The following is a 16,189-nucleotide window of genomic DNA, read 5'->3' as shown; positions in this document are numbered from 1 at the left end:
CGGCAGCTATTTTGAGCGTGGCACGCGCGGCGGCGATGTGCTCGAAATAGCGCATGAGCATCGCGGCGCTGCGCGACGAAAATGAACAACTGAAAGCCCTTTTGGCGCAAACGCGGGCGGCCTTGAGCGAGCATCAGGGGGCGCTGGCGGCGTCGGAGGAAGCGCAGCGTCGGCTGGAGGTCATCCTCGGCGAATTGCGGCGCGACAGGTTCGGCGCGAAATCCGAGAAGCTGCGGCCAGATCAGTATCATTTACCGTTGGAAGACGTGGAGATCGCGCAAGGCATCCTGGACGCGGCGCAGGAGAGAGCCGAGGCTGTGATCAAGGGCCGATCGCGGAGCGTACCGGATCAAGGTTCTCATCGCAATCGCGGCTGCTTGCCTGCCCATTTGCCGCGCGTGGAACGGATCATCGAGCCTGCGAGCACGCTCTGCCCGTGCGGTTGCGGACCATGACGAAGATCGGCGAGGACGTCAGCAAGCGCCTTGACGTGATCCCGGCGCAATGGCGCGTGCTGGTCACACGCCGCCCGAAATACATCTGCCGCCGCTACTCCGGCACTGTCGTGCAGGCGCATGCGCCGGAGCACGTCGTACTCAGCGGGCCGCCGACCGAAGCGGCCATTGCGCACGTGATCGTCTTGTCGCGCGGCGATCAGGATGGAAGGCAGCGTCAATCAAGGTGAGAGAGTTTCGCTGGGCTCGTGACGTAGGGAGGGCGTAGCCCGACCGGAGTTACGAGCCCAGCGTCGGCGCGATCCCTAGGAGGACCGCGCCGACTGGTGATCGCGGCCGGTCGGGATTATGCAAGTGGTTCTTCCGCCAAGAGGAATCACTCGCGTGCCCGGCCGACACATCACAGATCACCAGATGAGATGGGATGGTTGCCGCCCTCCCCAGACGGCATCGTAATGTGCCAAGAACGCAGTGTTTGAACCCCGAAGCGAAGAGGACGGCAAATTGATGGATACGGTGATCGGAGTGGATCTAGCCAAGAATGTGTTTCAGCTCCACGGGGCGTCAATGGCGGGACACTTGAAATTTCGAAAGAAACTGTCGCGGCTTCAGTTTCGGAAGTTCATGGCGGGCCACCCATCGGCAGTGGTGGTGATGGAAGCCTGTGGCAGCGCCCACTATTGGGCACGGGAGATGGTCAAGCTCGGCCATGAAGTGAAACTGATCGCTCCGCAATATGTGAAGCCTTTTGTGAAACGCCAAAAGAACGACGCGGCTGATGCCGAAGCAATCGTGATCGCGGCACAGCGCCCCGAGATGCGCTTCGTCGAGCCGAAATCGGAAGAACAGCAGGCCAGGGCAGTGCTCTTTCGGGCTCGGAAGCGCCTTGTTCATCAGCGCACCGATCTGGTGAATGCGCTGCGTTCTGTTCTCTACGAATTCGGCCATATCATCCCGCAAGGAATCGAACAACTTAAACGCATTGACGCAATCCTCGAAGATCCGAACAGCGATCTACCAGAACTGGTCCGCGAGGAATGTCGGAGTCTCATTGATCAGATCGCCTACAAGACGGAGCGGATCGATGCCAAGGCAGAGCAGCTCAAGAAGTTGGCGACGCGGACGGTCACGGCGCAGCGGCTGCAGACAATGCCGGGGGTCGGCCCGCTGACCGCACTCGCGATCGAGGCTTTCGCGCCCGACATGGCGGCCTTTCGACGTGGCCGAGACTTCGCGGCTTGGCTCGGCTTGGTCCCACGGCAACATTCCTCAGGGGGAAAGGAAAGGCTCGGACGCGTTTCGAAGGAAGGACAGGCGGACATTCGCCAGTTGCTCATCGTTGGGGCGATGTCGCGGCTGAACTGGCTCGGGCGCAAGTCGATCCCTAGCGGATCCTGGCTGGCGCAGATGCTGGCGAGGAAGCCGCGCATGCTTGTGGCGATCGCCTTGGCGAACAAGATGGCTCGGACGATTTGGGCCATGCTCACCCGGAAGGAGGATTATCGGAACCCAGCGCAGGCAGTGACGGCATGACTGCATGCAGCACGAAATAGCCTGACGTTGGCGAAGGGGGTGTGAGAAGGCGACGACCCGAATGGGCGCAACGATCGAACAGATCTGGATCAGGAAACCAGCTAGAGCCAAAGAGCCGACGTGCTCGGAGATGAGAATTGGACCTGGTCCGCGGATCACCATACCGGCCAGCGGCTTCTGAAAATGCCGTAAAGGAAGGCCTGACAGAAGACCGCACTCGATCACACGCCAAAGGGTCAGAAACTTCTTGCATTGCGGGCGGCAACCACAGAAGGCTCTACATGAAGTACCGTCAGACCGATAGCCCGCCAGTGGCGGCGGCCAAGGCGTCATTCAGTACGTCGACCGCCTATCGGATCGAGAGAGACCCCCGACTTCCATCGCAAAGGAAGGCGCCCCGCGGCCGGCGACGACCGGACCCGTTGAGCGAGGTGTTCGAGACCGAGATCGTCCCGATCCTGAAGGCGGCCCCTGGCTTACGCCCGGTGGCGGTGTTCAAGGAGATGCTCCGACGTCATCCGGATCTCGGCAGCGGTATCCGTCGTACCCTGGAACGCCGTATCCGTGCCTGGCGGGCGATCCACGGCGAGGAGCAGCAGGTGATCTTCCGCCAAACCCACGAGCCTGGCCAACTAGGGCTCTCCGACTTCACAGACATGGGCGAGTTGGGTGTGACGATCGCGGGGGTCCCGCTCGATCATCGTCTCTGTCACTTCCGTTTGGCCTATTGCGGGTTCGAGCACGCCCACGTCGTGCTTGGCGGTGAGAGCTTCGTTGCCTTGGCCGAAGGCCTGCAGAATGCCCTCTGGTCGCTCGGTGGGGCGCCGCGGGAGCATCGGACCGACAGTCTGTCGGCCGCATTCTGCAATCTCGATCGTGATGCACGGGACGATCTGACGCAGCGATACGAGGCCCTTTGTGCCCACTACGGCATGAGGCCTTCCCGCAACAATCGAGGCGTCGCCCACGAGAATGGCTCGATCGAAGGGCCCCACGGTCATCTCAAGCGAGCAATCGCGGACGCCTTGCTGCTGCGCGGAACTGTCGACTTCGACGATCTTGCCACCTATCGCGGCTTCATCGACGAGATCGTCAGCCGCCGCAATGCCCGCAACGCCAAGCGGATCGATAGCGAGCGCATGGTGTTGCAGGAGCTGCCCGATCGCCGCACCTCCGACTACGAAGAGGTGATCGTCCGCGTGACATCGTCCGGCGGCTTCACCCTGCGCAAGGTGTTCTACACGGTGCCATCGCGCCTGATCGGTCACCGGCTGCGGGTGCGCCTTTACGATGATCGTCTCGACGTGTTCGTCGGCGGCACCCATCTCGTCACCCTGCCGCGTGGGCGGCCGCATCCCAATGGCAAGTACGACCAGGTCGTCGATTATCGGCACGTGATCCATTCCCTGCGGCGCAAGCCGATGGCGCTTCTCAATCTGGTCTACCGAGATCGGCTGTTCCCGCGCGATGCCTATCGGAAGACCTTCGATCGGTTGCGCGAACGCTTGCCGGACAAAAAAGCCTGCCGGATCATGGTCGATCTCCTCGCGCTCGCTCATGAACGCGGCTGCGAGACCGAACTCGCCGGTCAGCTCACCGCCGACCTCGAGGCCGGCCGACTGCCCGACCTCAACCGGCTAGGTGCTCACTTCGCCCCCGATCCCGCCAACCTGCCGAACGTCGTGGTGCAGCTCGTGCCGCTTGCGACCTACAAATGCCTCATCGGTACCGCCGAGACCGGAGGTGCCGCATGAGCGTAACGAACACGGTTGATGCCGCGCGCCTCAATCTGTTGCTCAATGAGCTCCGTCTGCCTGCCATCAAGGTGCTGTGGGCGCAATTTGCCGAACAGTCCGACAAGGAAGGCTGGCCGGCCGGCCGCTTCCTCGCGACCATCGCCGAGCACGAGATCGCCGAACGCGGACGCCGTCGGATCGAACGACACCTTGTCGAAGCACGTTTGCCCGCCGGAAAGACCTTCGATAGCTTCGACTTCGAAGCCGTGCCGATGATCTCGAAGGCGCAAGTGATGGCGCTCGCCGCCGGTGACAGCTGGCTGGGCAAGGGCGCCAATTTGCTGTTGTTCGGCCCGCCCGGCGGCGGAAAGAGCCACTTGGCGGCAGCGATTGGCCTGGCCCTCATCGAGAACGGATGGCGCGTCCTCTTCACCCGCACCACCGATCTCGTGCAGAAGCTCCAGCTGGCGCGACGCGAGCTCACCCTCGAGGCGGCCATCAATCGTCTCGATCGCTTCGATCTCCTGATCCTTGATGATCTCGCTTACGTCACCAAGGATCAGGCCGAGACCAGCGTGCTGTTCGAGCTCATCAGTGCACGCTACGAGCGCCGCTCGATGCTGATCACCGCCAATCAGCCATTCGGCGAATGGAACAGGGTCTTCCCGGATCCCGCCATGACCCTCGCCTATCGATCGCCTCGTTCACCACGCAACCATCGTCGAGATGAACGTCGAGAGCTATCGCAGACGGACCGCCCTCGAACGAAAACGCGGTCCAGGACGGCCGCCATCGCACGCGACACCTAAAACCGTCGCTGATTGACGCTGCGCGACAATCAGAGTTCAACAAAACTCTTGCGCGCGACAATCATCGCGGCAATCATCATCAGGCCGCGACACTGCCTCGCCATCCTGATCGCCGCGCACCTCCTACCCAGATTGCCGCGCTACATCGTCTCCAAGTTTGGCGACCATACGCCGTTCTACCGCCAGTCCGAGATCTATGCGCGCCAGGGCCTGCGGCTTGATCGGGCGACACTGGGCAACTGCGTCGTCAGGGGGATCTTTTCGAGAGCCCTCCAACATACAGCAGCATTCCGATCGAAGCCCACCAGCAGATGCTGGAGCCGTCGCCACGACCACCGTCCCAGCGGACATCGCCAGTCCGGCAGGCCGGACCAGGAACTTAAAAAATAGGGTTAGGCCTCCTTCGCCTGGCCCAGTCGAACGATGTGCCGTCGACCCAGATACAGTGCAGGATTACGGCGATCTTCCGGGCAACGGCTACCTTTGCCTTCTATCCTGATTGCCGTCGTCGATCGCTTACACAAAACTTCGGACATTCCCCAAGCTGAAGGACAAGCGACGCGAGGGCGCCAAAGTGATCAAGCGCTATCATGTTCCAGCCACGCCCTATGAACGCGCACTGGCGCATCCGAGGTTGAGCAAGGTCGTCAAACGGCGTCTTCGAGAGCTTTATCGCACGCTCGATCCTGTGGCCCTGCTGGCCGAGATGAGAGACGCCCAGGCGGAGCTCGGCACGCGCGTCGACGCCCGAGCGGGCAAGCTCGTGGCAGCAGCCAGCCCACCGGTACCGACAACGAACGCAGCAGCGTTCGCGAAGAGGCTCGGCAATGATGTGCATTTGGGGGAGCAGCGCATCATCCATCGGCGTCTGCACAAGCCATACAAAAAGCGCATGAGAATGCCATCAATGCTCGATCCGCACCTCGCCGACATCGAGCGCTGGCTGGCGGCCGAGCCCCGTCTAACCGCGCTGGCAATTCTCGGTCGCCTCGCTGAACAACGCCCCGAACAATTCGGTCCGCCGCAGCACACCATCGTGCAGCGATTGTTGCGATCGCTCAGACGCAAAGCAGCCGAGACGATCATCCCGCGCACGGCTGAGGGTGCGGCACTGGCCGGTGATCCCGGGACTGGGGCCGCCGCTGCGTGTGATGGGCATTCCGCGACGTCCCCCAGTCCCTCCGATCCTGCGAGCAATGACGCAACCTCGGACCGGCTGACAGTGGGGTCTACATCCGTCAAGCGAAAGTAACATCCTCAGGTGAGGCAATACGGGGGGTCAATATTGCAAACGATGACGTAATTGCGGTCAGCGCTCGTGGGCACGAAAAGCTCCATTAGAATCGAGCTCTCGCAATCAACCGATTCGGAGAACCTGTCATGAAGCAATATGTCGGACTCGATGTATCGCAAAAAGAAACTTCGATGTGCGTGGTCAATGAAGAGGGCGAGGTCTTGTTCGAGGGGAAGGCCAAGTCCGACCCGGGGGCGCTCACGGCACTGCTTCGCAAGCGGGCGCCACAGGCGGAGCGCATCGGCTTTGAGACCGGCGCGATGGCGAGTTGGCTGTGGCATGAACTTCGCAGGGTCGATCTTCCGGTGGTTTGCATCGACGCTCGGCATGCCCACGCGGCCTTGTCGGTACGCATGAACAAGAGCGATCAGAATGATGCTCGAGGTCTGGCCGAACTGGTGCGAGTTGGCTGGTATCGAGAAGTCAAAGTCAAGAGCGAGGAAAGTCAGAAGATTCGCGCGATACTCGTCGCGAGATCCCGGCTCGTGGCCATTCGTCGAGATATCGAAAACCAGGTCCGCAGCCTGATCAAAGAATCCGGGCTGCTGTTTCCACGCGCGATAGGCCTGCAGTTCCGCAATCTGGTCCGTGACCTGTTGGCTGACGGTCATCAGCTCCTCGGTGTGATCGCGCCGCTTCTGTCGATCCATGAGCAGATCTGCAAGCAGCAAAGCAAGTTCGACGATGAAGTCCGACAGCTTGCGAGGTCGGATGAGACGACGCGTCGCTTAATGACGGTTCCTGGTGTTGGTGTGGTGACTGCCTTGACGTTCCGGCATACGATCGATGACCCATCGCGATTCCGATCAGCATCGAGCGTCGGCGCCTATCTGGGTCTTACACCGCGGCGCAGTCAGTCTGGCGAAACGGATATCAATGGCAAGATATCCCGATGGGGCGACCGTCTTCTCCGAACTTACCTGTTCGAAGCGGCGACAGTTCTGCTTTATCGGACGAAGAAATGGTCTTCTCTCAAGGCTTGGGGAATGAAGCTTGCCAAGCGGATTGGCATGAGAAAGGCAAAGGTTGCTATCGCGCGGAAGATCGCCCTAGTTCTTCACTGTATCTGGGTAGACGGCACATCGTTCGACTGGGGCCAGGCGAAGGAAGCCTGATCCGATTTGTGAAGTTCCTGGTCCGGTCCGCCGGACTGGCGATGTCCAGCTGGGACGGTGTTGTGGCGACCTCGTTCATTCGGCTGGTGGCGGCTTGACCGTACTCCGCTGCAGACGTTGAGGCACCCGACCCGGACATCATCATGAGGCGCTGCGCGACCTCGGAAAGGACCATGACCCCAGCGACGACGTCAACCGGTCCGAGCGATCCCAAGCCTGGCCGGCAAACCATGTATCACCCGCGCCCGTGCCGTCTCCGCAACCCTGACCAGCTGCGACGGCACGAGCGCTACCACCTTGCCGTTGGAGAGTTCAAAAATGTGAGCTTGACAATGACACATTACCCGGCCGAAATAGGTACGCATCGTCTCAGCGCCCGCCTGGCACGCTTGAACCGCTTGGCATGGGCGTAGCGCTAATGTTTTATCTGGGCGAACTTGCCCACCCTCGCATAGGACTGGAGTAAACGCACCCGGGTGAGCTGCGCCAGCCGCACCAGCTTCTCGCGCGCTCGGTTCAGAAGCTTGGCATCAGTCCGAAACATCACATTCTTGGGCTGCACCGTCGTGTCGACCATCACCCGGGAGAACTCCGACGGTTCGATCGCCTTGGTCCTGACGGCAACCGACAGGCTCTCTTAGCAGGGCCTGAAGCCGCTCCTCGCCCATACGGTTGCGCTAGCGCCTCAACGACGAGTGATCGAACACCAGTAGCCGGTGCTGGAAGAACTCCTCGCCGCAGAAGAACTGGTAATAGGGGTTCTCCACCCAGCGCTCGCACAGGACCTCGTCGGACAGGTCATAGGTGTGCTTAAGGATCCCGAGCCCTGCGATCAAGCGCGTCGGCAGCGGCGACTGGCTAGGACCGTCCGTGTAGACCATTCCGAACGCCTGCTCCAGGAAGCCCCAATCCACCGTGCGCGCCAGCGTCGCCAGCGAATGCTTTCTATCGATGATCTGATCGAGCAGGGAGCGAAACAGATCCTGCTCGCCGGTCTCGCGCCGCTCCCGTGGCCGCATCAAAACCTCCGCTCATGCACTCCGACGAGCAGAGGATCACGATTGAATTCGACGGAATACCTCATTCGATCTTGCAAGGAAATCGGCCTCGCCATCGCGATTGCCGGCAAAATCAATCGCCGGCATTCCTCGAACTAGCCCGTAACTTCAGGCTGTTCGCGTTACTTCACGGGGGACTAGCTTACGAGTGGCGAGCCGTTGGGTTTACGGTATGGCACAGTCGGGCAGCGTGACCTGGATTTTAGCCACGTGCTAGCCGCCTACTCTACTCGGCTGACCGTACGGAAAGAGTAATTCTGCGCGGGAGTCCAAGCGCGATGGGAAAAACGGCGTCTGTCAGGCGTCTAAGCGCGCGGCATTCTTCAGACAAGCGTCCTTCCAAATAGCTGCGATCGTGCTCTGGCAGCTCGCGTTCCAGGAGCTGGCTGTAGCGGTGAATGCGGTTACGATGACTACGCATGGCAGCCAATTCATCATTGATGGGCATCGGCTCTCTTGGCGAATCCGGCAATATCTGCTGGGATCTCCTGCGAAATCCTTGCCAAAGGCTGGCCTGAAGCAGCGTGGACCCACAGTTGTCTTGCATGTGCCGACTTGCTAAGGGCAAACCGATCTCGTAGCTCGCCCAAACAGACCTCGGAACTGCCCAACTTATTAGAATACCTGCCGCCGAGGAGCGTGGTGCGATACGGTCGCTATAGTGTTGCGTTTGCGACAGGACCCGAGCCTTTGAAGACAGGGGCGGCTCGGGCAGGCTAGAATCCATATCGGATGCGACTTGTCGGCGTTTTGCGCTAACTATCGCCGGAAAGAAGGCCGCCAAAGCGCGAATATTGCTTCCGATGGTGATGGAAGCGGACGTGCTCCCCAACAAGGTTGTTCGGTGCCGCATTGGATAATCACGAAGCGTGGGACTGCTTGCGCCGTACACCACGACCACCGTTGAAGTCAGGCAAGCCGGATGCAGTGGCTCGCAACGGGGCCGACCGGCTGCGCCAGAAGGCGATACTGCCATTCGATGTTGTTGCCTTCAGTGCACTTGTCGTTGTCATGATAGACATTCGTTGAATAGGGTTTGATCGAATGGAATGGAGGGACTTTAGCCATGATCGCTCTTTCCTTGTAGGAAGGGGACTATTGTTGCGCGTGCGCCAACGGCGCGAAAATAGCGCCCTGCCGCTGCGCTGAGTAAATCAACAACCGAGGAGGCCGGGATATTTGCCCGTTGTCATTTAAAAGCGGAATACGCGCTCTTATATGAGCGACGGTTCTGAACGAAGGCCCCGTTCGCTCGCTGCCACACGAGCTATGGAATATGGCCGCAGTACAGATCACATCTACATCGAGCGTCACTCACACCCTCGATTTACTGATCCCATACGAACTTCGCACCCTCCGGGACTTCGCACAGGAATTCGTCCTGGTGTTCCGGCTGCGTCATCCCGGCCGCTAGTTTCGACGCCCGCACCGTGAGCTTACCATCGGGGCTCAGATTGTGACGGATGTATTCAGTCACTGGGAGCCCCGATGGTAAGCTCATGGTGAGGACGGTGTGCAACCCCGTTTTTGTATGACTGTTTTCGTGGCCGGCGGCCTCCTCCGATTCGTAAGGCGGCCTTCGTAATGAGAGTATCTCCCGTCGAAACGCTAAAAATGCTGCTGCAGTCAGCGTTTCATTGCTTAAAGGCCGAACATGAAGTTCACCCCGGAGGCACGCGCGAGCACGGAATCTTCTCCTTGGGTTTAAGAGGCATAGGAGCGGCCTATACAGTAAAGCGACTTGCCAGCAACAGAAAACGGGTGACGAGGAAACCTGCATAGGTAATTGCGCCGGCGGATAACCCGATCCAGACTCCAATTGCACCAAAGACCCAGCTCAAGGCGAAACTGACCGGGAAGCCGATTAGCCAGTACGCAAAGATTGCGAACAGAAGCGGTTTTGCCGTGTCTTTCAGCCCACGGAGCCCGCCACCCGCAATGACCTGCGCTGCATCAGCTACGAAAAAGCTTGAGGCAACCATAAGGAGGGATGACGTCAGTCCGATTGCCGTGTCCGTGTCGTTCAGTGACTTGTTTAAGAAAAACGCGGCGATCCGAAAACGCGTCGCAATGACCCCAACCGTCACAAGCGCAGAGGCCAAAACACCGAGCAGGATCGCAGCCAGGCCTGCGCGCTTGATACCGGAGGCGTCATTGTGCCCGACCGCATGACTGACCCGCACTGCGGCCGCCATGCTGATGCCGAAGGGCACCGTGTAGGCGATTGTGGCGATCTGCATCGTAATCTGATGAGCGGCAAGCGCGCTCGGGCTGATCCTACCTACAAGGAGTGCGGCGGCGGCGAACACGCCGTATTGCATGATGACTGCTACCGAGATCGGCGCTCCGATCAAAATGATCGCTCGTAGGAGCGGCCAGTCGAAGTGCCACAGGTGCGCAAGCACCTGGTAGTCGCGGAACGGGCGGCAAGCTATTGCGGGCCATAGAGCTGCTACGAACATGCCCCAATTTACGAGGGCGGTCGCAATGCCGACGCCAAGAAGATCTAGTGGTGGCAGCCCGAGCTTTCCGAAGCCCAGAAGATAAACAATGGCCGCGTTGACCGGGATAGCGGCCAGGGTAATTCGGAAGATCGGTTGCGGCCGTCCCACTGCGCCCATGAAATGTCGAATGGCCTGAAACCACAGCGCTGGCGTCACGCCCCACGCGAGTCCAAGCAGGTACTGCTGAGATAGCCGTGCTGCGCAATGTTCCTGACCGAGGGCGAGCAGAACTTGTTCGCCTGCCGTACAAACAGCCATAATAGGCAACGAGAAAAGCAGGGCCAGCCAAAGCCCCATGCGCAGTGCACGCGGCACATCGGCCGCACCCTTGCCGGCAAGAGATTGTGCCGTCAAAGGTGCGATCGGCGTCAGTAACCCGGCGCCGAACGTGAAGCTTATGACATACAGGGTGGTGGCCAATGCTGCGGCCGCGAGCTCCCGGGGCCCAAGACGACCAACAAAGGCAAGATCCGTCGCCATCATTGCGACCTGAGCAAGCTGCGCCAGTGCCATTGGCCAAGCCAACACCGCGGTCGCACGGAGCTCGACAGCGAATCTACTCAAAACCGTTCGTGTCCTTGGATTGCGACGCAAGGCAGAAAGCTGCTTCATTTGGTGTATTTCGTGCTCGGTGAAGACGCCTGCCCGCCTCGAGCCCACGGTCCCGCGATGTTGGGCGTCGAGTGCAAAAGGTGTTGATTCTGTAAAGAAGGTAGAACCAGGTGCGTCGCAGCCCTCAGGATACGGTGCCCCGGTTCGATGCTAGTGCCGTCATTGGTAGGCCCAAGCGAGCCTGTGTCCGTTGACAACGAAAACGCGATCAACGTGCTAAGGTGCATGTTGGTTTGGAAGAAGACATGATGAACGTACGGAAGCCGCCATAGTGAGCGCCGCGCGCTGGTGCGTCTCTCTCTCCAAGAAAGTATCGCTAACGCTGTCCAGCTAGTCTTGAGGTTAAGTGCGCAGTGTAGGATGCGCCGAAGTGCCGTAAGGTAGTGCTCTGTCATTGGGGCGTTTTCTACCGTCCCGGCAGATGAGCAAGTCCTTTCAAAACCTGTGCCACAATGAAAGTCTGAGTGAATTTGCCGAAGGGAAGGCGCCATGAGGCGGACAGCTGTCGCATCTGCGACAGTCCCCGTTGGGAAGAGCGGGGCTGCTGGGTCACTCAGGGCTGGCACTTGCGGTCAATCCAACCAGCCGCGCAGAGTGTCACGGTCAACTCTTTGTGGTCCAAACAACCTAACGATTAAAGCCTCAAGTCAGCTTCGGGCCATGACCTCCTGCGGTTCAAAGCCTGAGGCGGCTGTAATAATAACTTGAAACCAGTTACTGAGTAGTATCTAGGTGTTTCTTTCGGGTTATTCGCAGTGCCAGTTCGGCGTTTGCCTCGCAATGTTAAACGTGAATAGCGATTTGGCGCCATGCAGCTTGTAGTCATGGCTCCTTGCGGCTGGGTGGCCAGGACGCATCGGCAACATCGGCGCGCTGCGGCCCAAAGCATGACTTGAGGCTACTACTGTGTGTCCGCACACGAAACGATCCTTGGGGAGCCCTAAAATCCGACGGCATCGCGAATGTCGATCAAGACGTACGGATCGGTCGAGCCTGAATCTCTCTGATCCGAGGCGCGGGGAGCCGGAAGGCCGGCGAATGCGGTGCATGTCGATACCGGCCGCCGCTGGCCTTTACCGTGCCGCGAAAACTCCGATGGTTGGTCGTCTTGGGGCAGTTTCCCTCGCGCGATCACCGGCTTCGATGCGGGAATCGGGCGCCGCCACTTCTCCCATTTCGGACTTCAGGTCCATGTGGTCGTCTCCTTCTGGTTCTGCCCTCTGCAAGAAAGCCAACACGACCCGGGTTCGCAGCTAGCCTGCACTGTATTTCGACCCTCGTCAGCGACTTCAGGTCGATCTCCATCATCATCATGATCGCGATATTGGGACAACCAAGTCTGTGGACCGACATCAGATAAGTCGTCGCCGGTCAGTAAGCCGATTCCAACACATCGAATGGGATTGAGTTTAGTTCTCCGATTGCGAGCTTGTGTTGCAGGAAAAGGGGGCCGACGCGCCTTGCCATAATGTCGACGCGGGCTCCAGAGTGGTGAAGCCGGATGAAAAGGTACCCGCGTGCGGCGGACAAACACGAGTGTCAGAAAAAGCATAGTAGTTGTCAGAGCAGCTGAGGTGTCTCTTGCGTTTCTACACTGTCCCAATTTGTATGAAATCGGCACGCGCTTTGCTCTGAGGCAAGGCAGGGCACGTGTCTCGGGCATGTCCAGCCAACGGCCGGATCGTCGACGTCGCCCTTCTCCACTAAAGGAAGAGCGATGTATCAGCCGTCTAAACGATTTCGGGGTATTATCTCAGGTAAGAGGCGCCGCCGTCATTCTGAGGTTTCAGATCGCGCAATTCGCGTTGCTGGGGGGCTCAAGCGCTTCGGCATTGGGAAAGGGGACAGTGTATGCATCTTAATGCGGAATGATATCGCATTCGTCGAAGTTACCGATGGGATCATGAGAGCCGAAGCCCTTGCAGTACCTGTAAACTGGCATTTCAAGCGACAGGAGATCGGGTACATTCTGGCCGACTGTGGAGCACGTTTGCTAATAGGCCACGCGGACCTCTTGCATTTGTTGGATGCCGATCTCGCTAGCAGATTGCCAATTCTAAGCGTTCCGACGCCGCCCGAAGTAGCAGAGGCGTACAAGATTGAAGGGACGCGCCTCAAAGTGCCGCACTTCGCGCGGGATTTTGAAGAGTGGATAGCGGATCAGCCGCTCTTTGCAGGAGCGCCCGCGCGGCAGCCGATGACGATGATCTACACCTCAGGAACGACTGGTTGTCCTAAAGGCGTGCGTCGTAGCCCACCAACCAGCGAGCAGGCGATCGGATTGGAGGAAATGCGAGCCATAGTCTATGGATCTGGCACTCGCGCGCTACTCCCAGGCCCGCTTTATCATTCAGCGCCGAATTTATTTGGAATGTGGTTCAGCCGCCGCGGTGGTGCGCTTGTGCTGATGCCGCGGTTCGAGCCTGAAGAGTTGTTGCGGCTGATAGAGGCGGAGAGGATCGACACCATCTTGATGGTGCCGACTATGTTTATTCGCCTTCTGCAGCTGCCCGACAGTATTCGACGAAGCTATGATCTCGCGTCCTTGCGACACGTAGTCCACGGGGCTGCGCCCTGCCCCCCGATCGTGAAGAATGCCATGATAAATTGGTGGGGCCCCATTATATGCGAGTTCTACGGCTCGACGGAGGCCGGTGCGGTAACATTTGCGAGTTCGCGAGAATCACTTGCAAAGCCGGGAACGGTCGGCAAGCCGCTAGAGCACGTTCAGCTGCGTGTGATTGGTGCAGACGGAAGAGAATTGTCGGCCGGACAAATAGGAGAAATCTGTTCACGCAACGTATGGTACCCACGGTTCAAGTACCACAATCGACCTGGGAGCTCTGCCGAGGCCGATGACGACGGTTTCACTGCTTCCGGTGACCTCGGTTATATCGACGCTGATGGATATGTATTTCTTTGTGACCGAAAACGGGAGGTTGTAATCTCAGGCGGTGTCAACATTTATCCCGCGGAGATCGAAGCGGCTCTCCATATGATACCGGGCGTTCAAGACTGTGCTGTGTTTGGCGTTCCGGACGCGGACTTTGGCGAGGCACTGATGGCGGTGATCGAACCGCGCCGACGGGAGGTGCTTAGAGTCCATGACATCCGCGAGAAGTTGAAGACGGTGTTGGCGGACTACAAGATTCCGAAAATAATCGAGATCCGGACCAGCCTTCCGCGTGAAGAGTCTGGCAAGTTATTCAAGAGGCTGCTGAAAGATCCTTATTGGGAGAAGTCAGGACGCAGGATTTGAGAGGACTCGAGACGGAACAAAACCCCGCATCTGAAAAGGCACTGTTCTGCCCGTGGGCCCTCGGCTTGAGGGTCGCTAGCTACAATTGGTTGCCGTCATGGATCTCCTCTGTCGCAAGGTCGTCAGTTCGGGATGCGCGATGACAGAAGGGTTGATTGGTCCTCTCTACGCTGACTGTGGCCGCGACGAAGCGGCTGGATGGGTCTACCGTTCGATGAGGTGTCCACTCCGACTTACCGACGTCGTAGTGCTAGGATGGTGGCAGATAGACTTAGAAGTCGAAGTCTCCAATGGAAGCGTTTCGTGCAGCCTCGACAGGCGCGGTCGACGATCCTGGTGCAAGGTGAAGCTGTCCCGTTTGCATCGTGTCCACGTTAAGCGTTTGCCTCCGTCTACTCCTCTCACTGTGGCGGCACGTTAATTGCTGCTTGCTTGGAGAGGCTGCGCAGGCCGACGACTGTACTAAGGCGGAGAGCACTCTGCCCGCGCACCACATCACAGCGCAGAGGAGTTGAAGTTGGACCCCAATACATCACGACAGGCCTCCCGCCAGAAGGATTTGTACAAGGTCGGCGAAGTGCCGCCCCTCGGACACGTTCCCGAACGTATGTACGCGTGGACCATACGGCGCGAGCGCCACGGGCCGCCAGAGAGTTCGATGCTGGTAGAAGTGGTGCCGACTTGGCCGATCGGCGAGGATGAAGTATTGGTCATGGTCGCTGCTGCAGGCATCAACTATAACGGAGTGTGGGCGGCGTTAGGGGCGCCGATGTCCCCCTTTGATGTGCACCTATGCTCCTATCATGTGGCCGGATCGGATGCGGCTGGAGTGGTTTGGGCGGTAGGAGCAAGGGTGCGCCGGTGGAGGGTTGGGGACGAGGTGGTCATCCACTGCAATCAGGACGACGGGGATGATGAGGATTGCAATGGTGGCGAACCGCTCCTCTCACCTTCCCAGAGGATCTGGGGATACGAGACGCCTGATGGTTCTTACGCCCAGTTCTGCCGCGTGCAGCCACGGCAATTGATGCCGAAGCCAGCTCACCTCAGCTGGGAGCAGGCCTGTTGCTACACGCTAACGCTTGCAACGGCTTACCGGATGTTGTTCGGACACCCGCCGCACATTCTAAAGGCTGGCGACTACGTGCTGATTTGGGGTGCTACGGGCGGGCTCGGGGTATCTGCAGTGCAGCTTGCAACAGCATGCGGCGCCAATGCAATCGGAGTCGTTTCCGATCGGACTAAGGCCGATTATGTAAGATCGCTTGGTGCAAAGGGTGTTATAGTCCGCACTGAATTCAATTGCTGGGGCCCTATGCCGGCAGTAAATTCACCTCAATACGGGCCTTGGCTCAAGGAGGTGCGGCGGTTTGGAAGGGCAATTTGGGATGTTACTGGAAAGCGCGATATCGATATTGTGTTCGAGCATCCAGGTGAGCAAACATTCCCCGTCTCGACGATCGTCGTAAAGCGCGGTGGCATGGTAGTCGTTTGCGGCAGCACAACAGGTTTCAATCTTACCTTCGATGCCCGTTATATCTGGATGCGCCAGAAGCGAATTCAAGGTTCTCATTTCGCGAATCTCAAACAGGCAAATGCTGCGAACCGTTTTGTGCTCGATCGCCGAATCGACCCGAGTATGAGCGAGGTCCTGCCGTGGGAGGAAGTTGCGCGAGCGCATACGAAGATGTGGAAGAATCAGCACAGGCCCGGAAACATGGCTGTTCTGATCAATGCGCCGCGAATCGGACTACGAAATTTGGAGGACATTTTATCCGCGGCTGCGTTGCCTTAACCGTAAGCGCAGTTCTGCG

General features: G+C 59.0%; 8 protein-coding genes and 5 pseudogenes. 9 read left to right on the top strand and 4 right to left on the bottom strand.

The window, feature by feature from the left end; genetic code table 11:
- Window positions 1–53: 53 nt before the first annotated feature.
- From X265_RS42415 to X265_RS36765, 5 genes and pseudogenes are all read left to right on the top strand, one after another.
- Window positions 54–679, top strand: a pseudogene (locus X265_RS42415) (transposase domain-containing protein); the annotation flags it as partial.
- Between the two features lie 283 nt (window positions 680–962).
- A complete protein-coding gene (locus X265_RS36785) occupies window positions 963–1,988 on the top strand; it encodes an IS110 family RNA-guided transposase (RefSeq protein WP_164934317.1) in 1,026 nt (341 codons plus the stop codon).
- 281 nt (window positions 1,989–2,269) lie between these two features.
- On the top strand, window positions 2,270–3,742 hold the full coding sequence (gene istA / locus X265_RS36780; protein ID WP_128955187.1) for an IS21 family transposase: 1,473 nt from the start codon (window positions 2,270–2,272) through the stop codon (window positions 3,740–3,742).
- Window positions 3,739–4,537: pseudogene (istB, locus tag X265_RS36775) on the top strand (IS21-like element helper ATPase IstB); the annotation flags it as partial. The gene istA and the pseudogene istB, both read left to right, overlap by 4 nt.
- A 140-nt stretch (window positions 4,538–4,677) precedes the next feature.
- Window positions 4,678–4,780: pseudogene (locus tag X265_RS36765) on the top strand (IS66 family transposase); the annotation flags it as partial.
- A 132-nt stretch (window positions 4,781–4,912) separates the two neighbouring features.
- Here X265_RS36765 and X265_RS41720 read toward each other — a convergent pair.
- Window positions 4,913–5,023: pseudogene (locus X265_RS41720) on the bottom strand (IS110 family RNA-guided transposase); the annotation flags it as partial.
- A gap of 84 nt (window positions 5,024–5,107) precedes the next feature.
- On the opposite strand from X265_RS41720, the gene X265_RS36760 reads away from it, so the two are divergent.
- Window positions 5,108–5,785, top strand: coding sequence for a hypothetical protein (locus X265_RS36760; protein WP_128955123.1), 678 nt, complete (start codon window positions 5,108–5,110; stop codon window positions 5,783–5,785).
- A 128-nt stretch (window positions 5,786–5,913) separates the two neighbouring features.
- A complete protein-coding gene (locus X265_RS36755) occupies window positions 5,914–6,942 on the top strand; it encodes an IS110 family RNA-guided transposase (RefSeq protein WP_128929876.1) in 1,029 nt (342 codons plus the stop codon).
- 338 nt (window positions 6,943–7,280) lie between these two features.
- On the opposite strand, the pseudogene X265_RS36750 reads toward X265_RS36755, so the two are convergent.
- The 3 genes and pseudogenes from X265_RS36750 to X265_RS36740 form a co-directional block, all read right to left on the bottom strand.
- Window positions 7,281–7,961, bottom strand: a pseudogene (locus tag X265_RS36750) (transposase); the annotation flags it as partial.
- A 948-nt stretch (window positions 7,962–8,909) separates the two neighbouring features.
- The gene (locus X265_RS40910; protein ID WP_164934297.1) at window positions 8,910–9,068 is read right to left on the bottom strand and encodes a hypothetical protein; all 159 of its coding nucleotides are present in this window, start codon (window positions 9,066–9,068) and stop codon (window positions 8,910–8,912) included.
- 656 nt (window positions 9,069–9,724) lie between these two features.
- On the bottom strand, window positions 9,725–11,116 hold the full coding sequence (locus X265_RS36740) for an MATE family efflux transporter (protein WP_128929874.1): 1,392 nt from the start codon (window positions 11,114–11,116) through the stop codon (window positions 9,725–9,727).
- 1,717 nt (window positions 11,117–12,833) lie between these two features.
- Between X265_RS36740 and X265_RS36735 the strand changes: the two genes are divergently transcribed.
- Together X265_RS36735 and ccrA are read left to right on the top strand one after the other, a co-directional pair.
- Window positions 12,834–14,375, top strand: a complete 1,542-nt coding sequence (locus tag X265_RS36735; RefSeq protein WP_128929873.1) for an acyl-CoA synthetase — start codon at window positions 12,834–12,836, stop codon at window positions 14,373–14,375.
- Window positions 14,376–14,892: 517 nt separating this feature from the next.
- Window positions 14,893–16,170, top strand: a complete 1,278-nt coding sequence (ccrA, locus tag X265_RS36730; RefSeq protein WP_232995631.1) for a crotonyl-CoA carboxylase/reductase — start codon at window positions 14,893–14,895, stop codon at window positions 16,168–16,170.
- The last annotated feature ends 19 nt before the right edge of the window (window positions 16,171–16,189 follow it).

The sequence above is a fragment of the Bradyrhizobium guangdongense genome (assembly GCF_004114975.1).
GTDB lineage: Bacteria > Pseudomonadota > Alphaproteobacteria > Rhizobiales > Xanthobacteraceae > Bradyrhizobium > Bradyrhizobium guangdongense.
The sequence above is the reverse complement of the archived record's forward strand: the minus strand, read 5'-3'. Positions and strand labels throughout refer to the sequence as shown.